The organism is Jannaschia rubra (genome assembly GCF_001403735.1).
GTDB classification, from domain to species: Bacteria; Pseudomonadota; Alphaproteobacteria; order Rhodobacterales; family Rhodobacteraceae; genus Jannaschia; species Jannaschia rubra.
Genome location: NZ_CXPG01000020.1, coordinates 602042 through 624089 on the forward strand (window position 1 = coordinate 602042; position 22048 = coordinate 624089).

At 68.9% G+C, this 22048-nt stretch carries 26 protein-coding genes; 11 read left to right on the forward strand and 15 right to left on the reverse strand.

The genetic code is table 11. The features are described 5' to 3' along the window. Nucleotides 1–19: 19 nt before the first annotated feature. A complete protein-coding gene (locus JAN5088_RS12575; RefSeq protein ID WP_055683140.1) occupies nucleotides 20–796 on the forward strand; it encodes a transglutaminase-like domain-containing protein in 777 nt (258 codons plus the stop codon). A 9-nt stretch (nucleotides 797–805) separates the two neighbouring features. Here the strand turns inward: JAN5088_RS12575 and cbiB are convergent, their stop codons facing one another. From cbiB to JAN5088_RS12590, 3 genes are read right to left on the reverse strand one after another with little or no spacing between them, the layout of a single operon-like run. Beyond that, on the reverse strand, nucleotides 806–1708 hold the full coding sequence (gene cbiB / locus JAN5088_RS12580; RefSeq protein WP_055683141.1) for an adenosylcobinamide-phosphate synthase CbiB: 903 nt from the start codon (nucleotides 1706–1708) through the stop codon (nucleotides 806–808). Next, on the reverse strand, nucleotides 1705–2640 hold the full coding sequence (locus JAN5088_RS12585) for a threonine-phosphate decarboxylase (protein WP_370736415.1): 936 nt from the start codon (nucleotides 2638–2640) through the stop codon (nucleotides 1705–1707). Before JAN5088_RS12585 ends, cbiB begins: the two co-directional genes overlap by 4 nt. Before the next feature lie 5 nt (nucleotides 2641–2645). Then, nucleotides 2646–3011, reverse strand: a complete 366-nt coding sequence (locus JAN5088_RS12590) for a DUF1636 family protein (RefSeq protein ID WP_055683143.1) — start codon at nucleotides 3009–3011, stop codon at nucleotides 2646–2648. A 189-nt stretch (nucleotides 3012–3200) separates the two neighbouring features. Between JAN5088_RS12590 and JAN5088_RS12595 the strand changes: the two genes are divergently transcribed. After that, nucleotides 3201–3599 (forward strand): hypothetical protein, encoded by a 399-nt coding sequence (locus JAN5088_RS12595; protein WP_055683144.1) that lies wholly within the window; start codon nucleotides 3201–3203, stop codon nucleotides 3597–3599. On the opposite strand, the gene JAN5088_RS12600 is transcribed toward JAN5088_RS12595, so the two are convergent. The 5 genes from JAN5088_RS12600 to argH all read right to left on the reverse strand — a co-directional run bounded on the left by JAN5088_RS12600 (nucleotide 3596) and on the right by argH (nucleotide 7871). Beyond that, nucleotides 3596–4588: a glutathione S-transferase family protein gene (locus JAN5088_RS12600; RefSeq protein ID WP_055683145.1), complete on the reverse strand. Its 993-nt coding sequence runs from the start codon at nucleotides 4586–4588 to the stop codon at nucleotides 3596–3598. The two genes, JAN5088_RS12595 and JAN5088_RS12600, sit on opposite strands and share 4 nt — an antisense overlap. A 100-nt stretch (nucleotides 4589–4688) precedes the next feature. Further along, nucleotides 4689–5720, reverse strand: coding sequence for a hypothetical protein (locus tag JAN5088_RS12605; RefSeq protein ID WP_055683146.1), 1032 nt, complete (start codon nucleotides 5718–5720; stop codon nucleotides 4689–4691). Nucleotides 5721–5736: 16 nt separating this feature from the next. Beyond that, nucleotides 5737–6207, reverse strand: a complete 471-nt coding sequence (gene greA / locus JAN5088_RS12610) for a transcription elongation factor GreA (RefSeq protein ID WP_055683147.1) — start codon at nucleotides 6205–6207, stop codon at nucleotides 5737–5739. 123 nt (nucleotides 6208–6330) lie between these two features. After that, entirely contained in the window at nucleotides 6331–6477 is a 147-nt protein-coding gene (locus JAN5088_RS18680) for an argininosuccinate lyase (protein WP_143114663.1), read from the reverse strand. Then, nucleotides 6474–7871 carry an argininosuccinate lyase gene (gene argH, locus JAN5088_RS12615; protein ID WP_143114665.1) on the reverse strand — a complete coding sequence of 466 codons (1398 nt, stop codon included), beginning with the start codon at nucleotides 7869–7871 and terminating at the stop codon, nucleotides 6474–6476. Before argH ends, JAN5088_RS18680 begins: the two co-directional genes overlap by 4 nt. 11 nt (nucleotides 7872–7882) lie before the next feature. Here argH and JAN5088_RS12620 point away from each other — a divergent pair, with 11 nt between their 5' ends. The 3 genes from JAN5088_RS12620 to JAN5088_RS12630 all read left to right on the forward strand — a co-directional run bounded on the left by JAN5088_RS12620 (nucleotide 7883) and on the right by JAN5088_RS12630 (nucleotide 10531). Continuing rightward, nucleotides 7883–8437: a TlpA disulfide reductase family protein gene (locus tag JAN5088_RS12620; RefSeq protein WP_055683148.1), complete on the forward strand. Its 555-nt coding sequence runs from the start codon at nucleotides 7883–7885 to the stop codon at nucleotides 8435–8437. A gap of 115 nt (nucleotides 8438–8552) precedes the next feature. Next, nucleotides 8553–9467 carry a calcium/sodium antiporter gene (locus JAN5088_RS12625; protein WP_055683149.1) on the forward strand — a complete coding sequence of 305 codons (915 nt, stop codon included), beginning with the start codon at nucleotides 8553–8555 and terminating at the stop codon, nucleotides 9465–9467. 86 nt (nucleotides 9468–9553) lie between these two features. Continuing rightward, nucleotides 9554–10531 (forward strand): L-malyl-CoA/beta-methylmalyl-CoA lyase, encoded by a 978-nt coding sequence (locus JAN5088_RS12630; protein ID WP_055683150.1) that lies wholly within the window; start codon nucleotides 9554–9556, stop codon nucleotides 10529–10531. 7 nt (nucleotides 10532–10538) lie between these two features. Here the strand turns inward: JAN5088_RS12630 and JAN5088_RS12635 are convergent, their stop codons facing one another. Together JAN5088_RS12635 and JAN5088_RS18920 are read right to left on the reverse strand one after the other, a co-directional pair. Then, a complete protein-coding gene (locus tag JAN5088_RS12635; RefSeq protein WP_055683151.1) occupies nucleotides 10539–10904 on the reverse strand; it encodes a hypothetical protein in 366 nt (121 codons plus the stop codon). Continuing rightward, nucleotides 10891–11067: a hypothetical protein gene (locus JAN5088_RS18920; RefSeq protein WP_158448486.1), complete on the reverse strand. Its 177-nt coding sequence runs from the start codon at nucleotides 11065–11067 to the stop codon at nucleotides 10891–10893. Before JAN5088_RS18920 ends, JAN5088_RS12635 begins: the two co-directional genes overlap by 14 nt. 188 nt (nucleotides 11068–11255) lie before the next feature. Between JAN5088_RS18920 and JAN5088_RS12640 the strand changes: the two genes are divergently transcribed. After that, a complete protein-coding gene (locus tag JAN5088_RS12640) occupies nucleotides 11256–12218 on the forward strand; it encodes an acetyl-CoA carboxylase carboxyltransferase subunit alpha (RefSeq protein ID WP_055683152.1) in 963 nt (320 codons plus the stop codon). Between the two features lie 4 nt (nucleotides 12219–12222). On the opposite strand, the gene JAN5088_RS12645 is transcribed toward JAN5088_RS12640, so the two are convergent. Then, complete coding sequence (locus JAN5088_RS12645) at nucleotides 12223–12459, reverse strand: DUF8831 family protein (protein ID WP_055683153.1); 237 nt, start codon at nucleotides 12457–12459, stop codon at nucleotides 12223–12225. Between the two features lie 107 nt (nucleotides 12460–12566). Here JAN5088_RS12645 and JAN5088_RS12650 point away from each other — a divergent pair, with 107 nt between their 5' ends. Then, a complete protein-coding gene (locus tag JAN5088_RS12650) occupies nucleotides 12567–13274 on the forward strand; it encodes a M48 family metallopeptidase (RefSeq protein WP_055683154.1) in 708 nt (235 codons plus the stop codon). Nucleotides 13275–13316: 42 nt separating this feature from the next. Here the strand turns inward: JAN5088_RS12650 and rimO are convergent, their stop codons facing one another. Further along, a complete protein-coding gene (gene rimO, locus JAN5088_RS12655; RefSeq protein ID WP_055683355.1) occupies nucleotides 13317–14693 on the reverse strand; it encodes a 30S ribosomal protein S12 methylthiotransferase RimO in 1377 nt (458 codons plus the stop codon). Nucleotides 14694–14782: 89 nt separating this feature from the next. Between rimO and JAN5088_RS12660 the strand changes: the two genes are divergently transcribed. The 3 genes from JAN5088_RS12660 to pssA all read left to right on the forward strand — a co-directional run bounded on the left by JAN5088_RS12660 (nucleotide 14783) and on the right by pssA (nucleotide 18255). Then, entirely contained in the window at nucleotides 14783–16768 is a 1986-nt protein-coding gene (locus tag JAN5088_RS12660; RefSeq protein WP_055683155.1) for an AsmA family protein, read from the forward strand. A 62-nt stretch (nucleotides 16769–16830) separates the two neighbouring features. Further along, entirely contained in the window at nucleotides 16831–17526 is a 696-nt protein-coding gene (locus JAN5088_RS12665; RefSeq protein ID WP_055683156.1) for a phosphatidylserine decarboxylase, read from the forward strand. After that, nucleotides 17527–18255, forward strand: a complete 729-nt coding sequence (gene pssA / locus JAN5088_RS12670) for a CDP-diacylglycerol--serine O-phosphatidyltransferase (protein ID WP_055683157.1) — start codon at nucleotides 17527–17529, stop codon at nucleotides 18253–18255. A gap of 10 nt (nucleotides 18256–18265) precedes the next feature. Here pssA and JAN5088_RS12675 read toward each other — a convergent pair whose 3' ends face one another. Next, entirely contained in the window at nucleotides 18266–18880 is a 615-nt protein-coding gene (locus JAN5088_RS12675) for a GcrA family cell cycle regulator (RefSeq protein ID WP_055683158.1), read from the reverse strand. Between the two features lie 128 nt (nucleotides 18881–19008). Here JAN5088_RS12675 and JAN5088_RS12680 point away from each other — a divergent pair, with 128 nt between their 5' ends. Further along, the gene (locus JAN5088_RS12680; protein ID WP_055683159.1) at nucleotides 19009–19818 is read left to right on the forward strand and encodes an ABC transporter permease; all 810 of its coding nucleotides are present in this window, start codon (nucleotides 19009–19011) and stop codon (nucleotides 19816–19818) included. A gap of 6 nt (nucleotides 19819–19824) precedes the next feature. On the opposite strand, the gene argF is transcribed toward JAN5088_RS12680, so the two are convergent. Then, the gene (gene argF / locus JAN5088_RS12685; protein WP_055683160.1) at nucleotides 19825–20751 is read right to left on the reverse strand and encodes an ornithine carbamoyltransferase; all 927 of its coding nucleotides are present in this window, start codon (nucleotides 20749–20751) and stop codon (nucleotides 19825–19827) included. Between the two features lie 72 nt (nucleotides 20752–20823). Further along, nucleotides 20824–22002 (reverse strand): aspartate aminotransferase family protein, encoded by a 1179-nt coding sequence (locus tag JAN5088_RS12690; protein WP_055683161.1) that lies wholly within the window; start codon nucleotides 22000–22002, stop codon nucleotides 20824–20826. Nucleotides 22003–22048 lie beyond the last annotated feature (46 nt).

The following is a 22048-nucleotide window of genomic DNA, read 5'->3' on the forward strand; positions in this document are numbered from 1 at the left end:
GTGCCGCGCGCTTGTCACGATGGACCTTCGCATCGAAACCCGCCTCGACTATGACTTTCCCCTCATGACCGATCTGCTTTTGCAGATCGAGGTCGCACGAATTGCCGGACAGGAGGTGCAGGAGGACGCGCTGTTCACCACGCCTGTCGAAGGGTTCCGGCGGGTTGCGGGCGACGCGGCCCTGGGCACGCGCGCCTGGATGCAGGTCGGAGGCCGGCTGGAGGTGACGTATACCGCGCAGATCCGGGTGACGCGTCCTGCGCCCGACCTGACGGCACTATCCGCGACCCCGCCGCGCCTGACGCCGGCGGAAGCGACGCCGTATCTCATGGCGTCGCGCTATTGTCCGTCCGACGTCTTCGAGGCGTTCGTCGGTTCGGAATTCGCGGGGCTTCAGGGCGGTCCAATGGTAGCCGCGATCCGCGACTGGATCTTCGGCGCCTTCGCCTATGTTCCGGGGGCCAGCACCTCGACGACGACGGCGGCGGACACCTTCCTGCAACGTCAGGGCGTCTGCCGTGACTATGCTCATGTCGCCGTCGCCATGGCGCGGGCGGCGGGGATCCCGGCGCGAATGGCTAGCGTCTACGCCCCCGGCGTCGATCCGCCCGACTTCCACGCGGTGGCCGAAGTCCTGCTCGACGGCGCTTGGCACCTGGTGGATGCGACGGGCATGGCCGATGCATCCGAGATGGCGGTGATCGGGGTAGGGCGCGATGCGGCGGACGTTTCTTTCATGACGTCCTTCGGCGCGGCGCGGCTGAACGCGCAATCGGTCGCCGTGTCTGCCGCCTGAGGCGGCGCGTCACAGCAGGCCGATCAGGATGGCGATGCCGAGCGCCAGGCCCCATGTCCGCCAGAGCACCGCCACCATCCTGTCGATGTCGCAGGGACCGGCGTCCTTGCGTCCCATGGGGTTGACCCAGGGGAAATCCTGCATCCGGCCGTCATAGCTGCGCGGCCCGGCCAGCGACAGGTCGAGAAGCGGGGCCGCCGCCGCCTCGGGCCAGCCCGCATTGGGCGAGCGGTGTTGGCGCGCATCGTTGGGAACCCGGTGCCAATGCCGTAGCGCCAGATGCGACAGCAGGATCAGAAGGGCGGTCAGCCGCGCGGGGACCCAGTTCATCACGTCGTCCAGCCGCGCCGCCGCCCAGCCGAACGCCTCATGGCGCGGGGTGCGGTATCCGATCATGCTGTCGGCGGTGTTGACGACCTTGTAAGCGAGCATCCCCGGCAGGCCGCCGACAACGAACCAGAACGCGGGTGCGATCACGCCGTCGGACAGGTTCTCGGCCGCGCTTTCGATGGCGGCGCGACTGACCTGCGAGGCCTCCATCGCGGTGACGTCGCGGCCGACGATCCGCGCGACGGCCTGCCGCCCCGCGCCCACGTCGTCGCGCAGCGCGGTCGCCACGGCGCGAACGTGGTCGGCCAGGCTGCGCTGTGCCAGAAGGGTCGCGGCGGCGATGGCCTCCAGCACGCCGAAGTCCGGCACGGCGGCAATGAACCCGCCCAGGATCAGGGCGACGATCAAGAGACCCGCGATGGCCACCACACCCTTGAGTTGCCGCCGGTCGCCCCGGTTCAGCCGCCCGTCGCACCATTCGACGGCACGCCCCATGACGACCGCTGGATGCGGCACCCGCGACCAGAGCCATTCCGGCTCACCGAACACGGCGTCGAGGATCATCGCCGCGGCCAGGATCATGCCAGCGTCCTTTCCAGCCGTTCCCAGCCGTCACGGGGCGGCAGGCCCAACCGCAGCCACCCCGTCGAATAGGGAAAGACCCGCGACCAGATGCGGTGCCGCGCCAGACGGTCCTGCATGGCGGCCGCGTCGCCGACGTCGAACAGGCGGTACAGGTCGGTCCCGCCCACGCACGTCCCATGCGGTGCGAGCAGCCCGTCGAGCTGCGCGGCATCGGCGGCCAGACGCCCGCGGGTGCGCGCGGCCCAGTCGGGATCGGCCAGCGCCGCTGCTCCGACCCGCAGGGCGGGCCCGGCCACGGGCCAGGGCCCCAACATCCCGGCCAGTCGTGCCAGCAGGTTCGGGTCGCCCATGGCGAACCCCAGGCGCAGGCCGGCCAGGCCCCAGAACTTGCCGAAGCTGCGAAGGACGATGGTCCCCGGGCGTGCTGCCAGCGACATCAGGCTGATCTCGGGCGCGACATCGCAGAAGCTTTCGTCGATGACGGTGAGCGGAGCGCTGGCATCGGCAGCCGACCAGCGGCGTCCGTCGGGGTTGTTGGGGTGGACCAGGACGCGCGCATCCGCCGCGCCTTCGGCCAGGGTCCAGCCGGCGGCGGTGAAGGCGGCGGCATGTTCGTTGTAGGTCGGGCCGGGGATGTCCACCGATCCGGCCGGCAGCAGCGCCGGGATGCGCGCGATCAGGGCCGAGGCGCCGGGAGCGGCCAGCACGGCAGCGCCGTCAGGCACGTTCCAGAACCGCCGTGCCGCATGTTCCAGCGCCTGTCTTGCGTCGCGGTCGGGCAGGGCCGTCCAGTCGCGGTCCGTGAAGGTCGGAAGGGGGTACGGCTCCGGATTGATACCGGTGGAGAGATCGATCCAGTCCTCCACCGCGCCGCCCCAACGCGCGCGCGCCGCATCGAGACCCCCGCCGTGGTCGCGTTCGCAGGCCACGAACGTCAGGCGGGCAGCGGTGGATGCCGGGTCACGAAATGACCCTTGATCGCGGGGGGCCATTGCCGGAAAGGCACGACGCCCGTGTCCGTCTGCGCGTGCATTCGGGCATAATCCACGATGCCCTGCGCCGCCTCGGCCGTTGGATCGAAACGGCCGAGCGTATAAGCCATCTTGCCCGGCGCCTGGAGCGCGATGTTGCAGGCCCCCGAACACCCCATCAGGCACGAATGGCGGCGCGTCTGCACACCGTCGATGCCCTGCGCCGCCGCCTCGACCAGCGCGGCCAGCGCTTCTCCGTCGCTGAGTTCGGTGCCGGCGGTCCAGCCGTCGCGCTTGCAGGTGTCGCAAATGGTGATCGTCGTGGGCATCGGAACTCCGGTCGTCGGGCATCTGTGCTGTCCGCCCGATGGATAGACGGCGGGTCGCCGAGGGGCAATCGGCAGGATCACGCCGGGTGCCCGACACCGGCCGGGGGCGTTAAGGTTTGCTTAAGGAATGGAACGCATCGTCGAGGCAGGAAGGGGTTCCTGTGCGGCTTCGCCGCGAGAGGTATTTACATGTTGCGTGCATTCAATCCGGTGCTGGCGGTCGGTCCCTGTTTCGCATCCGACGCCGAATTTCGAAAGGCACGACAGGCCCTCGCTCGCGAGGGGATGACGCTCCTGTCGGCAAGGACCCAAGACGAGGCGGCGCTGATGCTGTGCGAGACGGCGCCATCGGTGGTGATGATCCACCTGTCGCTGGACGACGGCAGTCCGCTCGCAGTGGCGGATTTCGCCAACTATCGCCGCCCGGACGCGCGGGTGATCCTGCTGGGCGGGGGTGGGCTGATGGCCGATGGGTCGCTCTTCGCGCATGTCGGTAACGCCCATGCGTTGATCTCGGGCGACATGCCCCCCACCGACCTGACCGCCCTCATCGCTTTCCACGCGGGCGCGGCGTCGATGATGCACTAGCCCGGCTTGCCGACCGCGTCGCGTCCGTGCGGCGCGGTCCAGTCGATGTCCGGGCCGACCGGCACGATGCGGTGCGGATTTATCGTGTCGTGGCTGAAGTGATAGTGCCGGGAAATATGGTCCAGATCCACGGTCCCGGCCACGCCCGGATGCTGGAACAGCTCGCGCGTATAGGCCCAGAGGTTCGGATAGTCGACGATCCGCCGGCGGTTGCACTTGAAGTGGCCATAATAGACCGTGTCGAACCGGACGAGGGTGGTAAACAGCCGCCAGTCCGCCTCGGTCAGCCGATCGCCCGCCAGATAGCGCGTCTGCCCCAGCAGGTCTTCCAGCCAATCGAGCGTATCGAACAGCGCCGCGACCGCCTCGTCATAGGCGGCCTGCGTGGTGGCGAACCCGGCCTTGTAGACGCCGTTGTTGACCGTCTCGTAGACGCGCGCGTTGATGTCGTCGATCCGGGGGCGCAGGTCCTCGGGATAGAAGTCGACGTCGTTGCCGGTCAGCCCGTCGAAGGCGTCGTTGAACATGCGGATGATCTCGGCCGATTCGTTGGACACGATGGTCCCCCGCTCCCTGTCCCAGAGCACCGGAACGGTGACGCGGCCCGACACGTCCGGTTTGGCGCGGATATAGACGTCGCGCATGAACGGCAGGTTCATGAGCCGGTCGCCCGTCGCGCCGGGGAAATCCGTGGCGAAGGTCCAGCCGTCGGACAGCATGTCGGGATGCACGACGGAAACGCCGACCAGGCTGTCCAACCCCTTGAGGCTGCGGAAGATCAGCGTCCGGTGCGCCCAGGGGCAGGCAAGCGAGACGTAGAGGTGATAGCGCCCTGCCTCGGCCGGGAACCCGCCATCGCCGGTGGGACCGGCGCTGCCGTCCCGGGTGATCCAGTTGCGGAACCCGGCGGTAGACCGGACGAACCGGCCGCCCGACTTCTCCGTGTCATACCAGTCGTCGTGCCAGACGCCGTCGATCAGCTGTCCCATTCTGTCCTCCGTTCGTGCGATGACTGAAAGGTGGTGCTGCGGCGCCGGAAGGGAAACGCCGGCGAACGCGCAGGCTCTGCGCCCTGACGAACCGTCAACGTCAATCGAAGGTGCCAGCCACGCGTGCGGTCAGCATGAAGGCCCGCGCCGTCCGCGTCTCCGCGAAGCGCATGATCTCGGTGTCGGACGCGGTTTCGGCGAAATCGGCGAAGACGCGGTCGAAGGTCCGCAGGAAGTGGTGGACGGTCTCGCGGAACACGGAATCGTCCTTCATGCGCCCGGTCGTCAGCGCCACGCTGGAACGGTCGCGGATGCCGCCCAAGGCCGCCACGTCCGACCCATGCGTGCCGTCCGCGAAGGCGCGCCAGAGGACGGGGTCGGCGCGATGGACCGACAGATCGTCCATGTAGATCCCGTCCTGCGCCAGAAGGGTCAGCAGGTCCTGCGACGCCTTCACCAGTTGCGCGGTCGGATGGTGACGCAAGGCATCGCGCAGCACGCGGAACCCCTCGGCATCCCGCTCGTTCGCGGGAAAGTCGAGCGCGCGGATGAAATCCTCCGGCGGCAGGGGGTCGGCATCGCGTTCGGTGGGCTCCAACGCGAGACCGGGTTGCATGGATTCGGTCAGGCGCAGGCGGGGGCGCAGGCGGGTCAGGGCCGCGTCGTCGTCCTCGGGCCGCTGCATCGCCGCGACCTCGGCGGCCAGGGCATCCTGCGCGCGCGACATGCGGTCGATGCGGTCCTCGACCTCGGGAGGCAGGCCGGCGGGCGCGCCTTGGCCACCGTCGAGCCAGGTCATCCGCATCTGCTCGATCATCGTCTGCAGGCGCGCGCTTTCCTCGCGCATGGTCCGCATCGTCCGGGCGACGGCGGCCGCGACCCAGACGAGCGCGACCGGCAGGAGCACACCCAGGATGGTGAACGTCGCGGCCAGCGGGCTGGCGCGCGTCAGCCGTGCCTCTTGCGGATCGAGGGTGAGGAAGAACCACCCTACCAGCAACAGCCATCCCGCACTCAGGATGAGGGCGACCACCTCGGGCAGCGACAGGGCTGCGGCCCGCGCCGCCCGGCCCTGAGGCCTGCCGCGGTGCCCGGCCGTCAGGCGGGGGTGGCGATGGGAGGTGTCGGTCATCGCGCGCGCCCCGGCGTCACTTGTATTCGACGAGGGTGACCTCGTAGTCGCGGGTGCCGCCCGGCGTGCGGACCTCGACGCTGTCGCCTTGCTCCTTGCCGATCAGCGCGCGGGCGAGGGGCGACTTGATGTTGAGAAGCCCGTTCTCGATATCGGCCTCCTGTTCGCCCACGATCTGATAGGTCCTTTCCTCCTCGGTCTCCTCGTCGACCAGGGTCACGGTCGCGCCGAACTTGATCGGGCCCGACAGCTTGGCGGGGTCGATCACCTCGGCCAGCGAAATCAGCCCCTCCAGCTCCTTGATGCGGCCTTCGACGAAGGACTGCTTTTCCCGCGCGGAATGGTACTCGGCGTTCTCGGACAGGTCGCCATGCTCCCGCGCCTCGGCGATGGCGCGGATGATGGAAGGGCGTTCCTCGGATTTGAGGAGCTTCAGTTCCTTCTGAAGGGCATCGAGACCCCGTGGCGTCATGGGAAACTTTTCCATGCAAATCTCCTGCCGGGGGCGGCCCCGCTGCTCTCGTTTTCCGGACTGTATCAGGGGTGCGGGCAGGCGCAACGGGCTCGCGCACCCGTGCAGTGTCACCCTGGCTCGACGGTGGCGGACGGGTCAGAACGACCCCGTCACCCCCATCTCGGCGCTGCCCGACACGACGAGGCCCGGAGGCGGCGGGCTGTCGGACTCCGACGGCGGCCTGGGCGCTCCGTCGACGCCGCAGGCGCCCAGCAGAAGAAGCAGGGGGAAAAGGCGGATCATGCCAGCAGCTCCTTCCAGCGCGCCACTTGGGCGCGGACGTTGTCGGGCGCCGTGCCACCATAGGAGGTGCGGGAGGCGACGGAATTGTGCACCCCCAGCACCCCGAAGACATCTTCGGTGATGCCGTCATGCACCGATTTCATCTGGTCGAGCGTCAGGTCCGGCAGGTCGACACCCGCCTCCTCGGCCATGCGGACCAGCGTGCCGGTAACGTGGTGCGCCTCGCGGAAAGGCAGGTCCAGTTCCCGAACCAGCCAGTCGGCGAGGTCGGTGGCGGTCGAGAACCCGCTCGACGCCGCGGCCTCCAGATTGTCCTTCTCGGCCGTCATGTCGGCCACCATCCCCGTCATCGCGGCCAGCGCCAACATGAGGCTGTCGGCGGCGTCGAAGACCTGCTCCTTGTCCTCCTGCATGTCTTTGGAATAGGCCAGCGGCAGCCCCTTCATCACCATCAGCAGCGCCGTCTGCGCCCCGAAGATGCGACCGATCTTGGCGCGCAGAAGCTCGGCCGCGTCGGGGTTCTTCTTTTGCGGCATGATGCTCGACCCGGTGGTCCAGCGGTCCGACAGGCGCACGAACCGGAACTGCGCCGAGGACCAGATCACCAGCTCCTCCGCCAGCCGGCTCAGGTGCATGGCGCAGAGCGACGCGGACGACAGGAACTCCAGCGCGAAATCCCTGTCGGACACGGCGTCGAGCGAATTGGCCGATGGCCGGTCGAAACCCAGGGCCGCGGCCGTCATGTCGCGGTCGATGGGAAAGGAGGTGCCGGCCAGCGCGGCGGCCCCCAGCGGGCACTCGTTCATCCGCCGGCGCGCATCGGTGAAGCGCGACAGATCGCGGGCGAACATCTCGGCATAGGCCAGCATGTGATGACCCCATGTGACCGGCTGCGCGGTCTGCAGGTGGGTAAACCCAGGCATCACCCAGTCGGCCCCCGCCTCGGCCTGGGCGACCAGCGCGCCGATCAGCCGGGGCAGGGCGTCGATGGCCGCGTCGCATTGGTCGCGTACCCACATGCGGAAATCGAGCGCGACCTGATCGTTGCGCGACCGCGCGGTGTGCAGACGTCCGGCGGCGGGGCCCATGATCTCGGTCAGGCGCGCCTCCACGTTCATGTGGATGTCCTCCAGCGCGGTCGAGAACGCGAAGGTGCCGCCCTCGATCTCTGACAACACCGTGAGGAGGCCTTCCCGCATCGCCTCCGCATCCGTATCGGTGACGATACCCTGCGCGGCCAGCATCGCGGCATGGGCCCGGCTGCCCTCGATGTCCTGAGGGGCCATGCGGCGGTCGTATCCGATCGAGGCGTTGATCGCCTCCATGATCGCATCGGGCCCTTGCGCAAACCGGCCGCCCCACATCTTGTTCGACCCGGATTCGGACTTCGACATCGGAACGCCCCATGCTTGAGAAACTTCGCCTTGCCCTATACGGCCTCGCCCTGACGCTCGCCACCCCTGCGCTGGCGCTCGACCCCGCGCTCCTGATTGGGGAAATGGAAACGCTGGAGCCGGTCGAAAGCTACACCCCCGCCATCACCGGCTACCTGCGCGAGGATGGATCGACAGGTGACCTGTCGGACTACGCCGGAAAGGTCGTCGTGCTGAACTTCTGGGCGACGTGGTGTGGCCCCTGCAAGGCCGAGATGCCGTCGCTTCAGGCCCTGCAGGACGAGCTTGGCCCCGAAGGCCTGGACGTGGTGACCGTGGCCTTCGGACGCCACAATCCGGCCGCGATGCGGGACTTCTGGGACGATGCCGGCATCACGAGCCTGCCGCTGTATCTGGACCCGCAGACCGAACTGGCGCGGGGGTTGGAGGTCAGGGGCTTGCCGCACAGCTTCGTCATCGGCCGCGACGGCCGCATTCTGGCGCAGCTCATCGGCGACGCCGACTGGTCCGCGCCCGAGACGCTGGCCGTGATACGCGCCTATCTGGAGGATGAAGCGCCGGAATAAACGCAACCGGAGCTCTTGCCTTCGCCTGGAGAGCATCCGATCTGCCCTCCGACCCCGGATTTGATCGTGCGTCCCGGATGCGGGGTATCCCGCTGTTCGGCGCCCGAGGCTGTCCATGTCGTATCTGATGGTTCTGGGGGGTCTCGCGGCCCTTCTTCTGGGCGGGGGTGCGCTCGTCTCGGGGGCGGTGGCCATCGCGCGCCGCTGGGGGCTGTCGCCCCTCGTGATCGGCGTGACGCTCGTCGGCATCGGCACCTCCCTGCCCGAACTGCTGACCAGCCTGCGGGCGGCCTTCGCCGGTGCGCCGGGGCTCGCCTTCGGCAATGTGATCGGCTCGAACACGGCGAACGTCCTTCTGATCCTCGGCCTCTCCGCGCTCGTGGCGCCCATTGCCTTCGCGCGGCGGACCTGGCGGCGGGAGGGGCTGACCGTCCTTGCGGTCAGCGTGGTGACCGCGCTCTGGATTGCGCTGTCCGGGGGTCTCGGCCGGTTCGGGGCGGCGGCCTTCCTGCTGACCCTTGCCGGGCTGATGACCTGGCAACTCCGCAGCGGCGGGGACGACGCGGAGGACGAGGCGGCGGACGACATGTCGATGCCCCGTGCCTGGCTCGCCGTGGCGGTGGGTTTCGCGGGCGTCCTCATCGGGGCGGAGCTTCTGGTGCGCGGCGCCATCGACATCGCCCGCGCCCTGGGCGTCAGCGAGGCGGTGATCGGGCTGACCGTAGTGGCTGTCGGCACGTCGCTGCCCGAACTCGCCACATCCGCCGTGGCGGCCTGGAAGGGGCGGTCCGACGTGGCCCTGGGCAACGTGCTGGGGTCCAACTTGTTCAACCTGCTGGGCATCCTCGGCTTGACGGGCCTCGTCATCCCGATCCCGGCCGAGGCGCGGTTCGCCACACTGGACCTGCCGGTGATGGTAGGGACGGTCGCGCTTCTGCTGACCATCGGATGGCGGGGCACGATCGGCCGGGTCGCCGGGGGTGGCATGGTCGCGGCCTACGCGGGATATGTCTGGATGCTGCAGATGTGATGCCGCGGTGCGGCGCTTGCATGGAGGCGGGTCACATCGTAGCTGTCGGTCGGATCAGTCGCGCAACATCCTTACCCGGAGAGATCATGAGCTTTCGCCTGCAACCCGCCCCCGCCGCCCGTCCCAACCGGTGCCAGTTGTTCGGCCCCGGATCGAACCCCAAGCTGTTCGCCAAGATGGCGGCGTCGGAGGCCGACGTCATCAACCTCGACCTGGAGGATTCGGTGGCACCGTCGGACAAGGACGCGGCGCGGGCGAACGTCATCGCGGCCATCGGCGACGTGGACTGGGGCGGCAAGGTCCTGTCCGTGCGGATCAACGGTCTCGATACGCCTTACTGGTATCGCGACGTGGTCCACCTGCTGGAACAGGCGGGCGACCGGCTGGACCAGATCATGATCCCCAAGGTCGGCTGCGCGGCGGATGTCTATGCCGTCGATGCGCTCGTCACCGCTGTCGAGGCGGCAAGGGGCAGGACGCGCCGCGTCGATTTCGAGGTCATCATCGAAAGCGCCGCCGGGCTGGCCCATGTCGAGGAGATCGCGGCGAGTTCGCCCCGTCTCGTCGCCATGTCGCTGGGCGCCGCCGATTTCGCGGCCTCCATGGGGATGCAGACGACCGGCATCGGCGGGACCCAGGAAGACTACTACATGCTGACCCAAGACGGCGAACGCCATTGGTCGGACCCCTGGCACTGGGTTCAGGCGGCCATCGTCGCGGCTTGCCGGACGCATGGCGTGCTGCCCGTCGACGGACCCTTCGGCGACTTTTCCGACGACGAGGGCTACCGCGCGCAGGCCCGCCGGTCGGCGGTTCTGGGAATGGTCGGGAAATGGGCGATCCACCCCAAGCAGATCGCCCTGGCGAACGAGGTCTTCACCCCGTCGGACGCACGCGTGGCCGAGGCGCGCGAGATCCTGGCCGCGATGGAGGAGGCGAAGGCATCGGGCGCGGGGGCCACGGTGTACAAGGGCCGGCTGGTGGACATCGCGTCGATCAAGCAGGCCGAGGTGATCGTGCGCCAGGCCGAGATGATCGCCGGGGGTGCTTCGCGGGCGGAGTGACGGCGAGTCAGGCGCGGGCCGCGCGCGTCAGTTTGCGCTGCAGGTCGTCAAGGGCTTCCTGTCGCGTCCCGCTCAGCTGGCCCTCGCCGAGGGTTTGAAGGAACGGCTGAAGATCGCGCCAGGCGGTGCCGTCGTCGATGCGGGCGAGTCGTCGGCCGACACGGCCCATCGCGGCCTGGCCAGATCCGCATTGGGCAACCAGCCAGCGGGCGAGCGACAGCATCTCGTCCGCCTCCTCCTCGCCCAGGCGCCAGCGTCGCCGGGTCTCGACCAGCAGCCGGGTTCGGTCATCCCGGGTGGGCAGGTCATCGAGCTCGGTGAAGGCGCATCCGAGCGTGACCATGGCCAGCACCGGATCGTCAATGCCCTCCACCGGGTGTTCCTTGGACTGGCGACGGAAGGGCCGGCCTGCGGGGCGCGTTGCGCGCCACGGTCAGCGCGTCGTCCGCCACGCCGAGCGCGTCGCGCGGATTGCCGCGCGCCCACCAGAACAGCGCACCGCCCAGGGCGGTCAGGATGGCGATGGCTACGGCCATCGGGTGTCCTCCGACGCGAAACACGAATGGCGTAGCGTCCGGCTTACCCTTCGGCAAGCGCGGCATGGCGCTCGCGGGAACGGCGCGTCGCGCGGCGGCACGCAAGCCACGCGGGCGGTCCCGGCCGATGTTGCATCGCGGCGCCCGGAACGTCATATCGGGCGCATAGCGCGTGGAGGCCGACGACGATGACCCAGTATCTCGACTTCGAGAAGCCGCTGTCCGAGATCGAGGGCAAGGCCGAGGAACTGCGCGCCATGGGACGCGCCGATTCCAAGGTCGACGTCAGCAAGGAGGCCGCGCAGCTTGACGCCAAGGCGCGGGACATGCTGGCCAGTCTCTACAAGGGGCTGACGCCCTGGCAGAAGGCGCAGGTCGCCCGCCACGCCGAACGGCCCCATTGCAAGGACTATGTCGACGCCTTGTTCACCGACTGGACGCCGCTCGCCGGAGACAGGAACTTCGCCGACGACCACGCGGTGATGGGCGGCCTCGCGCGGCTGGACGGACGGTCCGTCATGGTGATCGGCCACGAAAAGGGCCACGACACGCGCACCCGCATCGAACGCAACTTCGGCATGGCCCGTCCGGAAGGCTATCGCAAGGCGATCCGCCTGATGGAGATGGCCGACCGCTTCGGCCTGCCGGTGGTCACGCTGATCGACACGCCGGGCGCCTATCCCGGCAAGGGCGCCGAGGAACGCGGACAGTCCGAGGCCATCGCCCGGTCGACGCAGGCCTGCCTGCGCCTTGGCGTGCCCCTGGTCAGCGTCGTCATAGGCGAGGGCGGGTCCGGCGGCGCCGTGGCCTTCGCCACCGCGAACCGCGTCGCCATGCTGGAACATTCGATCTATTCGGTGATCTCGCCGGAAGGCTGCGCCTCGATCCTGTGGAAGGACGCCGACAAGATGCGCGAGGCGGCGGAGGCGCTGCGCCTGACCGCGCAGGACCTGCTGAAGCTGGGCGTGATCGACCGCATCGTGACCGAGCCATTGGGCGGGGCGCACCGCGACCGGGACGCGGCCATCGCGTCGGTCGGAAAGGCGCTGCAGGCGATGCTCACGGAGTTCGACGGCAAATCCACGGACGAAATCCGGAGCGCACGCCGGACCAAGTTCCTCGACATGGGGTCGAAGGGCCTCGCCGCCTGATCCGTCAGACCCGGCGGCGATAGACTCCTTCGGGCAGGTCCAGCGCCGTCGCCAGATCGCGCAGCTGTCCCGTCGTCAGGGTGATGCGGACCGGCTCGCCCGTGCGTGGATCGGCCTGCGTCAGCGTCACGCATTCCTCGAAAGCCGCGATAACGACATCTTCCGCAGGCGCGCGCCCGGTCTCGCCCTCGTCGACGAGCGTGATGACGGTGGCGTCGAACTCATGCTCGATCGAGAACATCAGGCAGATTCCCGCAAAGACGAATGCGGAAAATCGACGTGGGGCGCTGACATCTGCTGTCTCCTTCGATATTGCGATGGACAGTACAGAACCTCCGGGGAATTTCCATGCGCACACTCATTCTCGCCACCCTGGCGGCAGCCGGCCTGTCGGCCTGCGTCGCGGTGGAGCCTGCGACCGCCCCCGCGCCGGTCGCACCGCAAAACGTCCCGCCGCCGATTTCCAGCGGGGCTGCCAACAGTAACTTCCAGGCCGCGGTTCGCCGCGTGGAACCCGCGGCGGAGACGCTGTGCCGCCAGCGGGCGCAGGCCGCGAACTGCGACTTCCTGATCCGCATCCACCCCGACCCGAACGCGCCGCCCAACGCATTCCAGTCGCTCGACCCGCGGGGCCGTCCCATCCTGACCTTCACCCGGTCGCTGATCGCCGAGACCCGCAACCAGGACGAGATCGCCTTCGTCATCGGCCACGAAAGCGCCCACCACATCGAACAGCACATCGCGCGTCAGCAGCGGTCGGCCAGCACCGGCGCGCTGGTAGGCGGGCTGATCGCCTCGGTCGCCGGTGCCGATACGGCCACGGCGAACGAGATCAGCCGCATCAGCGCGGGCGTCGGCGCGCGCCGCTTTTCCAAGGATCATGAGCTGGAGGCGGACGCGCTCGGCACGATCATCACCTCCCGCGCGGGTTACGACCCGGTGCGCGGCGCCGCGTTCTTTACCCGCATCCCCGATCCGGGCGACCGCTTCCTCGGGACGCATCCGCCCAACGCATCGCGCATCGACGTCGTGCGCCGCACCGCCGCGGGGTTGTGACGACAGGGGCCGGGGGGGCGACCTTCCGGCCCCTTCTTACGTTCAGGCGCTGCTTGCGACAGGTGTGCCCCAGAGGTCGTATTCACTCGCCTCGTCCACCTCGACCGTCAGGATATCGCCGGGCGACAGGCGCGCGAAGTCGTGGTCGATGAACAGGTTGCCGTCGATTTCCGGCGCATCCGCCTTGGTGCGGCAGGTGGCACCCTCGTCGTCCACGGCATCGACGATCACCTCCAGCCGGCGGCCGACCTTCCCGGCCAGCTTCTCGGCCGAGATCGCCTGCGCCTTCTCCATGAAGCGGGCGAAACGGTCTTCCTTGACGTCCTCGGGCACATGACCCGGCAGCGTGTTCGACCGCGCGCCGGCCACGTTCTCATAGCGGAACGCCCCGACCCGGTCGAGTTGCGCCTCGTCCAGCCAGTCCAGAAGCGTCTGGAACTCCGCCTCCGTCTCGCCCGGATAGCCGACGATGAAGGTGGACCGCAATGTGATATCGGGGCAGATCGCGCGCCATTCGGCAATGCGGTCCAGCGTCTTCTCGGCGGCTGCGGGACGCGCCATGCGCTTTAGCGTCTCGGGATGCGCGTGCTGGAACGGCACGTCCAGATAGGGCAGGATCAGCCCATCGGCCATCAAGGGCACGAGGTTGCGCACGAAGGGATAGGGATAGACGTAGTGCAGCCGGACCCAGGCCCCGAGGCCCCCCAGATCGCGCGCCAGATCGACGATGTGCCGCCCCGCGCCGGCGCGGTCCTTCCAGTCGGTGCCATAGGCCGAAGTGTCCTGGCTGATGACCAGAAGCTCCCGCACGCCGGCATCGACCAGACGCTCCGCCTCGCGCAGGACGGCCTTGGCGGGGCGCGACTGAAGGCGCCCGCGCATGTCGGGGATGATGCAGAACCGGCACTTGTGATTGCAGCCTTCGGAGATCTTCAGATAGCTGAAGTGCCGGGGCGTCAACGACACGCCCGACGCGGGCAGCAGGTCGACGAAGGGATCGGGGGAGGGGGGTGCGGCGGCATGGACCGCGTCCAGCACCTGCTCGTATTGCTGCGGCCCGGTCACGGCCAGAACCTTCGGATGCGCGCCGGTGATATACGCCGGGTCCGCGCCGAGGCATCCCGTCACGATCACGCGCCCGTTCTCGCGCAGGGCTTCGCCGATGGCGTCGAGGCTTTCGGCCTTGGCCGAGTCGAGGAACCCGCAGGTGTTCACGATGACCGCCTCCGCCCCGGCATAGTCAGGGCTGATGGCGTAACCTTCGGCCCGCAGCCGGGTCAGGATGCGTTCGCTGTCGACCAGCGCCTTCGGACAGCCGAGGCTGACCATCCCGATGCGAGGCTGGCCGGGGCGGGCATCCGACGGCAGTACGGCGCGCGGCGCGAGGTCGGGGCGAAGATCGGGCGGGTTCTGCGACATGGGCGCCACATAGGGCCATGCCCGCCGCTGCGGAAGCCCTTGCGGCCCGGCGGAGGGCGATTCATCGTCGCGTAAAGGAGGGACTGCGCATGAAATGGCTGATCCGCACGGCGCTGACGCTGACGATGGTGCTGGCTTTGGCGGTCGCGGTCCTGCTGCTCATCCCCGCCGAACGCATCGCGGGGCTTGCCGCCGACCGGTTCGAGACAGCCACGGGCCGCAAGCTGTCCATCGCGGGGCCGGTCAAGGCGACGCTCTGGCCGCGCATCGGGGTCCGCGCCGAAGGGATCGTCGTCGCCAACGCCGACTGGTCCGACGAGGGGCCGATGCTGACGGCCGATACGCTGGAGGTGGGGATCGCCGCGTCGTCGATGTTCGGTGATCTTGCCATCCGCACGCTGGAGGTGACGGGCGCGCGGCTCATCCTGGAGAAACGCTCCGATGGAACCGGCAACTGGACTTTCGGCGCGCCGTCCCGGCCCGGTGCGGCCCCGGGTTCCGGCACGACCCGGACGCGCGATGTCGCGGTGGACCGCGCCGTCCTGACCGGCGCCGAGATCACCTGGATCGACCATGCGGCGGGAACGAACCTGCGGATGCGGGCGGTCGACCTGGAGACCCGCCTGTCCGATCTCGACAGCCCCGTGACGGTCGATGCCTCCGCGCTGGTGAACGGCGAGGCGCTGACGGCGCGGCTGTCGGCCGTCGCACTGCGCCCGCTGATCGACGGGGCGCTGACGCCCGTGACGCTGGACCTGACCGGCGGCGCCAGCAGCCTGCGGGTCGAGGGACGCGCCGACCGGGACCCGCCATCGTTCGAGGGGCGGATCGAGGGCGAGACGACCGACCGGTTCGCACTGTTGCGGGCCGCCGGCATCGCCGTGCCGGACCTGCCGGAGGGGCTGGGCGCGCGCCGCATGGAGATCGACGCCGCCGCCACCCTGGCACCGGCCGGCACCCTCCACCTGCGCGACATGGTGCTGGACCTAGACGGAAACCGCCTGACCGGCGCCATCGACGTCGACCCCTCCGGCGCCCGCCCGCGGGTGACCGCGACCCTGGCGGCCGAAACGCTGAACCTCACCGGCCTCAGCCGTCAGGGGCAGGGGGGCGAGACCGCGCTGGTATCCGAGACCGGCTGGGGACGCGAGGAGATCGACGTGTCCGGCCTCTTCGCCGCGGACGGTGACGTCACCTTCGCCTCCGGCCCGATCCGGATGGGTGACGTCACACTGGACGATCTGCGCGCCCGTGTCGCCGTGGAAAACGGCCGCGCGGTCGTCACCCTGCAACCGCTGATCGCCTACGGCGGCACGGTGACGGGGGATGTCGTCGTCAACGGTCGGGGCGGCCTGTCGACCCGGGCCCGGCTCGACATGTCCGGGCTTCAGTTGCAGCCCCTGCTGACCGGCTTCGCCGATTTCGACCGCTTCGTCGGACGGGCCGACCTGGCCGTGGATCTTCTGGGCGCGGGCGACACCGCACAAGCGCTTGTGGAGAGCCTCGCCGGCACGATCGACCTGCGGGTGGGCGAGGGCGCGATCCTCGGGCTCGACATCGTCGGAATGGTGCGGACGCTGGACCTCGGCTATCGCGGCGAAGGGCAGAAGACGGTGTTCGACGATCTGGCGGCCAGCTTCGTCGTGACCGATGGGGTGGCGCGGAACGACGACCTGTCGCTGACCGCGCCCTACCTGACGGCCACGGGGGCGGGCGACGTCGACCTGGGCGCGCAGACGATAAGCTATCGCTTGATGCCCACGCTCCGCGCCGACCGCGACGGCAAGGGCGTCACAGTTCCGATCTCGGTCGAAGGGACGTGGTCCGATCCCCGTGTCCGTCCCGACCTCGAATACCTTGCCCGGCAGAGGATGGAGATCGAGCGCGCGGAACTGGAGGCGCGCGCCCGGGCCGAGGCCGACGAGGCGCGCGCCCGCACCGAGCGGATCGCCCGCGACCGGCTGGCGCAGGAGCTGGAGGTTCCGGCCGAGACGCTGGACAGCCGCGAAGCCATCGAGGACGCGATCCTCGACCGGGTGGAGGATCAGCTTCTCGACCTGCTCACTGGGCGCTGACCGTCGCGCTGGACCCGGGGCGCCGCGCGCGCTATCTGCCCTGTCTCAACGGAGGGTCCACAATGAGCGTCAGTCTGGTCGGCACGGTCGTCAAGCCAATCCACCCGGACGGCAGGAAGTTCATCGCGGCCTTCGCGATCGCGACCGTCATTCTGTGGTTCATTTGGACACCGCTGGGCCTCCTGGGGCTCGTCCTGACGATCTGGTGCTACTACTTCTTCCGCGATCCCGTCCGCACGGTTCCGATGGACGAGGGGCTGATCGTGTCCCCCGCCGACGGCATCGTCTCGCTGGTCGAGCCTGCGGTCCCGCCGGCCGAACTGGGGCTGGGGCCGGATCCGCTCACGCGGGTATCGGTGTTCATGTCGGTCTTCGATTGCCATGTGAACCGGGCACCCGTGGCGGGTGAGGTCACGGCGGTCGCCTATCGGCCAGGCAAGTTCCTGTCGGCCGATCTCGACAAGGCGTCCGAGGACAACGAGCGCAACGGGATCGTCCTGACCATGGCCGACGGCACGCGGCTGGGCGTGGTGCAGATTGCGGGGCTGGTCGCGCGGCGCATCCTCTGCGAGGTCGACCGGGGCGTGCGCCTCGACCGGGGCGACCGCTTCGGCCTGATCCGCTTCGGCTCCCGGCTCGACGTCTATCTGCCCGACGGGACGGCGCCGCGCGTCGCCGTCGGCCAGAAGATGACCTCGGGCGAGAGCATCATCGCGGTCCTTGGCGACGACCGCCCCGCCATCGCGAGGGTCGAATAGATGCTCGACACGGATAACAACGGCTCCGGGCGACTGCCCCTGGTCACGCTGGTACCGAACCTGGTGACGATTTTGGGCCTGTGTTTCGGCCTCACCTCGATCCGCTTCACCTTCGCCGACCAGTTCCATTTCGCGGCGGGCCTGCTGATCCTGGCCGCGCTGGTCGATGGGCTCGATGGGCTACTCGCCCGCCGGCTCAATGCGTCGTCGCCGTTCGGGGCGGAGCTGGACTCACTGTCGGATTTCGTCTGCTTCGGCGTCGCCCCGGCCCTCATGGTCTATCACTTCGGGCTGGAGCGTCTGGCCGGCATGGGATGGCTTGCCGCGTTGTTCTTCGCGATCTGCTGCTGCCTGCGGCTGGCGCGCTTCAACGTCGCGGCCAAGGCGGAAACCTCTGACGGCAAGTCGTTCACCGGCGTACCCGCGCCGGCCGGCGCGATGCTGGGCATCTTTCCGGTGACGCTCTACCTCGCCGGGTTCGCAGACCTGCGCGACATGCAGATCCTCATCGCGATCTGGGTCGTTTTCGTCGGCGCGATGATGATCGCGCGGTTCAGCACCATCTCGCTCAAGGCGATGCGCGTCGACCGCGACAACGTGGTCTACGTCCTGCTCGGCGCGGCGCTCATCATCGGTCTGATGCTCACGCGCATCTGGCTGTTCCACGTCTGCGCGACGGTCATCTATCTGGCGATCCTGGGATGGGGCCTCGTCCGGCGCCGGGCCTGACCCCCCCGACCTAGCGTTTGCGATCGCGGCGCGACGACATGGGCTGGAAGGCCACGGAGACATGCGCCTCGCAATAGGGCTTGCCCGTCTGGGTCTGAAGTCCGCAGAACCAGAACTTCTCGGTCGCAGGGTCGCCGATAGGCCACTTGCAGGTCCGTTCGGTCAACTCCATCAGGCTGATCTTCTTGGCCGTCTTCTCGACCGCGTTCACCTTGGCCAGCGCCTCGGGCGAGATCTCGTTGGCCGATGGCTGCGGCGGCAGCGGCTGGCCCGCCATCAGCGGCTTGCGAAGTGAGGTGACATTGGTGCCATGGGGAACGGCCGCCATGGTGCGCGGCTCGTCATCGTCCTCCTCCTCCTCGACGGCGGGCGCCTCGGCGGGCTGCTCGGGCTCGACCACGGGCTCCGGCGCGGGCGCGCGGGCGGGCTTTGCCGCAACCGGCGTCGCCGCAGCGGCGTCAGCCTTGCCGTCGTCCGCGTTCCGGTTCGACAGGCCAAGGCGATGCACCTTGCCGATGACCGCGTTGCGGGTCACGCCGCCCAGTTCCTTGGCGATCTGCGAAGCGGACGCGCCTTCGCCCCACATGCGCTTGAGCGTCTCGACGCGGTCGTCGGTCCAGGCCATTCATCTCTCCTCAAAACTCTCCGTGCCGGCCGCGCGCCTCTGACTGGGGTGGCGATCCCGGGGGAAATGCTATTCTAAGCACTGGGCGCGCCGGTCACAAGAAGCGCGCGCAATCCGGAGGCCGCTTCATGTCCGATACCACCGAGAGGCAACAGGGCACCCGTCGCTTCGGGCGCGTCAACTGGCTGGGAATGTGGACGCTGGCCCTGCGCGAGACGCGCCGCTTCCTCGCCGTCTGGACGCAGACCCTCATGGCGCCGCTGGTGACGGCGGGATTGTTCCTGCTGATCTTCAACGTGGCCATCGGACCGACGCGCGGCGACGTGATGGGCGTGGGTTTCGTGCATTTCCTGGCGCCCGGCATCCTGATGATGACGGTGATCCAGAACAGCTTCGCCAATGTGTCCTCCTCCATCGTGATCTCCAAGGTGCAGGGCAACATCGTCGACACGCTGATGCCGCCCCTCTCGGCGATGGAGCTTCTTGTGGGCTATCTGGCCGGCGGCATCCTGCGCGGCCTGCTGGTCGCCACGGCCATCGCGGTGATCCTGTTCCCGTTCATCGGCCTCTGGGTCCAGAACCCCCTGCTGGCCCTGGTCTGGATCGCGCTCGGCGGGGCGTTCCTGGGCTCGCTCGGCATTGTTGCGGGGATCTTCGCCAACAAGTTCGACCAGATCGCGGCGATCACGAACTTCATCGTGACCCCGCTCAGCTTCCTGTCGGGCACGTTCTATTCGCTCGATTCGATGCCGCCGATCCTGCGGACGATCAGCCATGCGAACCCGGTCTACTACCTGATCGACGGGTTGCGGTTCGCGGTGCTCGGCGCGTCGGACAGCCCGCCGGTGCTGGGTTTCGTCGTCGTCGCCCTGTCGACCCTCGCCGTTGCGGCGCTGGCCTGGTGGATGTTCCGCACGGGATACCGGCTCAAATCCTGACCGCCGCTAGAGGCCCAGGCACCAGCGCATGATCGCCTTCTGCGCATGCAGCCGGTTCTCGGCCTCGTCGAAGACGACCGAGCGGGGTCCGTCGAGCACGGCGTCGGTGATTTCCTCGCCGCGATGGGCGGGCAGGCAGTGCATCACCAGCGCATCGGCGGGAGCGGCGGCGACCAGCGCCTCGTTCACCTGATAGGGCCGCAGCAGGTTGTGGCGCCGCTGGCGCGAGGATTCCGCGTCGCCCATGCTGACCCATGTATCGGTGACGATCAGATCGGCGTCGGCGACGGCCGCCGAGGGATCGCGCTCGATGCGGACGTCGCTGCCCGCCCGCCGTGCCGCCCCGATCAGGTCGTCGCGCGGGTCGAGTTGCGGCGGCCCGGAGAAGGTGAAGTCGAACCCGAAGCTGCCAGCCGCATGCAGGAACGACTGCGCCACGTTGTTGCCGTCGCCCATCCAGGCGATCCGCTTGCCGCGGATCGACCCGCGATGTTCCTCATAGGTCATGACGTCGGCCATGATCTGACAGGGATGGCTGCTGTCGGTCAGGCCGTTGATGACCGGCACGCTGGCATGGTCCGCCATCTCGGTCAGGATGTCCTCGCCGAAGGTGCGGATCATGATGAGGTCGACATAGCGCGACAGGACGCGCGCCGTGTCGGCGATCGTCTCGCCATGGCCGAGCTGCATGTCGGTGCCCGACAGCACCATCGTGGTGCCGCCCATCTGCCGCACGCCGAGGTCGAAGCTGATGCGGGTGCGGGTGGAGGGCTTCTCGAAGATCAGCGCGACGACACGGCCGGCGAGGGGCAGCTCGTCGTCGGGCGTGCCTTTCGGCCGGTCGCCGCGCGCCGTCTTCATCTGCCGCGCCTGGTCCAGGATCGCGCGCAGGTCGCCCGGATCGGTGCTGTGGATGTCGAGGAAATGGGTCATCGGGATCTCCGGTCGGAAAGGCCGGGGGCTGTCTGCCCCCGGACCCCCGAGAGTATTTTCGACAGGAAGACGTCAGGCCCTTTCAAGGGCGGTGGCGGCGCGGTCCAGACGGGCGACCGCCTCGCGGATGTCCTCGTCGGGAATGTTGAGCGCGGGCAGGATGCGGACCACGTTGTCGGCGGCGGGCACGATGCAGGTCCGCTCGGCATAGGCCGCGTCGAGCAGGTCGGTATTGGGCACCCGGCATTTCAGCCCCAGCATCAGGCCCGCCCCGCGGACCGCCTCGAACACGTCGGGGTGGGAAGCGACCAACCCCTCCAGCCCCTGCCGGAACAGGCCCGCCTTGCGGCGCACCTCGCCCAGGAAGTCGTCGTTGGCGACGATGTCCATGACGGCGTTTCCCACGGCACAGGCGAGCGGGTTGCCACCGTAGGTCGAGCCATGGCTGCCCGCCGTCATGCAGGAGGCGGCGTCTTCGGTGGCGAGCAGCGCCCCCAGCGGGAACCCCCCGCCGATGCCCTTGGCCACCATCATGATGTCGGGCGCGATGCCGGCCCATTCATGGGCGAACAGACGCCCCGTCCGGCCCATGCCGCACTGCACCTCGTCCAGGATCATGAGCGCGCCGGTCTCGTCGCAGAGGTCGCGCAGGCCCTTGAGGCACTGGTCGGGCACCGGCACGATGCCGCCTTCGCCCTGCACCGGCTCAAGGATGACGGCGGCCACATCGGGAGCCTTCATCGCCTCGTGCAGCGCGTCGTGGTCGCCGAAGGGCAGGTGGCGGAAGCCGGGCAGGAGGGGGCCGAACCCCTTGGTCATCTTTTCGGACCCGGCGGCCGCGATCCCGGCGGAGGAGCGGCCGTGGAAGCTTCCGGTGAACGCCAGGATCACGTGGCGCTCCGGCTGCCCCCGGTCGGACCAGTAGCGGCGCGCCATCTTGACGGCCAGTTCGCAGGCCTCCGTGCCGGAGTTGGTGAAGAAGCAGGTGTCGGCGAAGGTCGCCTCAACCAGCTTTTCGGCCAGCGCCTCCTGCTGGGGGATATGGTAGAGGTTCGACGTATGCCAGAGCGCCCCCGCCTGTTCGGTCAGCGCCCGCGTCAGCGCGGGGTTCGCATGGCCCAGGACGTTGACGGCGATGCCCGCGCCCAGGTCGAGAAAGCGTCGCCCGTCCGCTTCCACAAGCCAGCTTCCCTCGCCCGAGACGAAGCTCAGAGGCGCGCGGTTGTAGGTGGGGAGAACGGCGGAAATCATGGCGCTCGGGCCTTCTGTCGGTTGGATGGAACGCTTGGCGTGGCGC

Excerpts from the sequence above, each read along its gene's own strand:
- JAN5088_RS12575 (WP_055683140.1), top strand. The coding sequence starts at position 20 with ATGGACCTTCGCATCGAAACCCGCCTCGACTATGACTTTCCCCTCATG.
- cbiB (WP_055683141.1), bottom strand. The coding sequence starts at position 1,708 with ATGATCCTGGCCGCGGCGATGATCCTCGACGCCGTGTTCGGTGAGCCG.
- JAN5088_RS12590 (WP_055683143.1), bottom strand. The coding sequence starts at position 3,011 with ATGCCCACGACGATCACCATTTGCGACACCTGCAAGCGCGACGGCTGG.
- JAN5088_RS12595 (WP_055683144.1), top strand. The coding sequence starts at position 3,201 with ATGTTGCGTGCATTCAATCCGGTGCTGGCGGTCGGTCCCTGTTTCGCA.
- JAN5088_RS12600 (WP_055683145.1), bottom strand. The coding sequence starts at position 4,588 with ATGGGACAGCTGATCGACGGCGTCTGGCACGACGACTGGTATGACACG.
- JAN5088_RS12605 (WP_055683146.1), bottom strand. The coding sequence starts at position 5,720 with ATGACCGACACCTCCCATCGCCACCCCCGCCTGACGGCCGGGCACCGC.
- greA (WP_055683147.1), bottom strand. The coding sequence starts at position 6,207 with ATGGAAAAGTTTCCCATGACGCCACGGGGTCTCGATGCCCTTCAGAAG.
- JAN5088_RS18680 (WP_143114663.1), bottom strand. The coding sequence starts at position 6,477 with ATGATCCGCCTTTTCCCCCTGCTTCTTCTGCTGGGCGCCTGCGGCGTC.
- argH (WP_143114665.1), bottom strand. The coding sequence starts at position 7,871 with ATGTCGAAGTCCGAATCCGGGTCGAACAAGATGTGGGGCGGCCGGTTT.
- JAN5088_RS12620 (WP_055683148.1), top strand. The coding sequence starts at position 7,883 with ATGCTTGAGAAACTTCGCCTTGCCCTATACGGCCTCGCCCTGACGCTC.
- JAN5088_RS12625 (WP_055683149.1), top strand. The coding sequence starts at position 8,553 with ATGTCGTATCTGATGGTTCTGGGGGGTCTCGCGGCCCTTCTTCTGGGC.
- JAN5088_RS12630 (WP_055683150.1), top strand. The coding sequence starts at position 9,554 with ATGAGCTTTCGCCTGCAACCCGCCCCCGCCGCCCGTCCCAACCGGTGC.
- JAN5088_RS18920 (WP_158448486.1), bottom strand. The coding sequence starts at position 11,067 with ATGGCCGTAGCCATCGCCATCCTGACCGCCCTGGGCGGTGCGCTGTTC.
- JAN5088_RS12640 (WP_055683152.1), top strand. The coding sequence starts at position 11,256 with ATGACCCAGTATCTCGACTTCGAGAAGCCGCTGTCCGAGATCGAGGGC.
- JAN5088_RS12645 (WP_055683153.1), bottom strand. The coding sequence starts at position 12,459 with ATGTTCTCGATCGAGCATGAGTTCGACGCCACCGTCATCACGCTCGTC.
- JAN5088_RS12650 (WP_055683154.1), top strand. The coding sequence starts at position 12,567 with ATGCGCACACTCATTCTCGCCACCCTGGCGGCAGCCGGCCTGTCGGCC.
- rimO (WP_055683355.1), bottom strand. The coding sequence starts at position 14,693 with ATGTCGCAGAACCCGCCCGATCTTCGCCCCGACCTCGCGCCGCGCGCC.
- JAN5088_RS12660 (WP_055683155.1), top strand. The coding sequence starts at position 14,783 with ATGAAATGGCTGATCCGCACGGCGCTGACGCTGACGATGGTGCTGGCT.
- JAN5088_RS12665 (WP_055683156.1), top strand. The coding sequence starts at position 16,831 with ATGAGCGTCAGTCTGGTCGGCACGGTCGTCAAGCCAATCCACCCGGAC.
- pssA (WP_055683157.1), top strand. The coding sequence starts at position 17,527 with ATGCTCGACACGGATAACAACGGCTCCGGGCGACTGCCCCTGGTCACG.
- JAN5088_RS12675 (WP_055683158.1), bottom strand. The coding sequence starts at position 18,880 with ATGGCCTGGACCGACGACCGCGTCGAGACGCTCAAGCGCATGTGGGGC.
- JAN5088_RS12680 (WP_055683159.1), top strand. The coding sequence starts at position 19,009 with ATGTCCGATACCACCGAGAGGCAACAGGGCACCCGTCGCTTCGGGCGC.
- argF (WP_055683160.1), bottom strand. The coding sequence starts at position 20,751 with ATGACCCATTTCCTCGACATCCACAGCACCGATCCGGGCGACCTGCGC.
- JAN5088_RS12690 (WP_055683161.1), bottom strand. The coding sequence starts at position 22,002 with ATGATTTCCGCCGTTCTCCCCACCTACAACCGCGCGCCTCTGAGCTTC.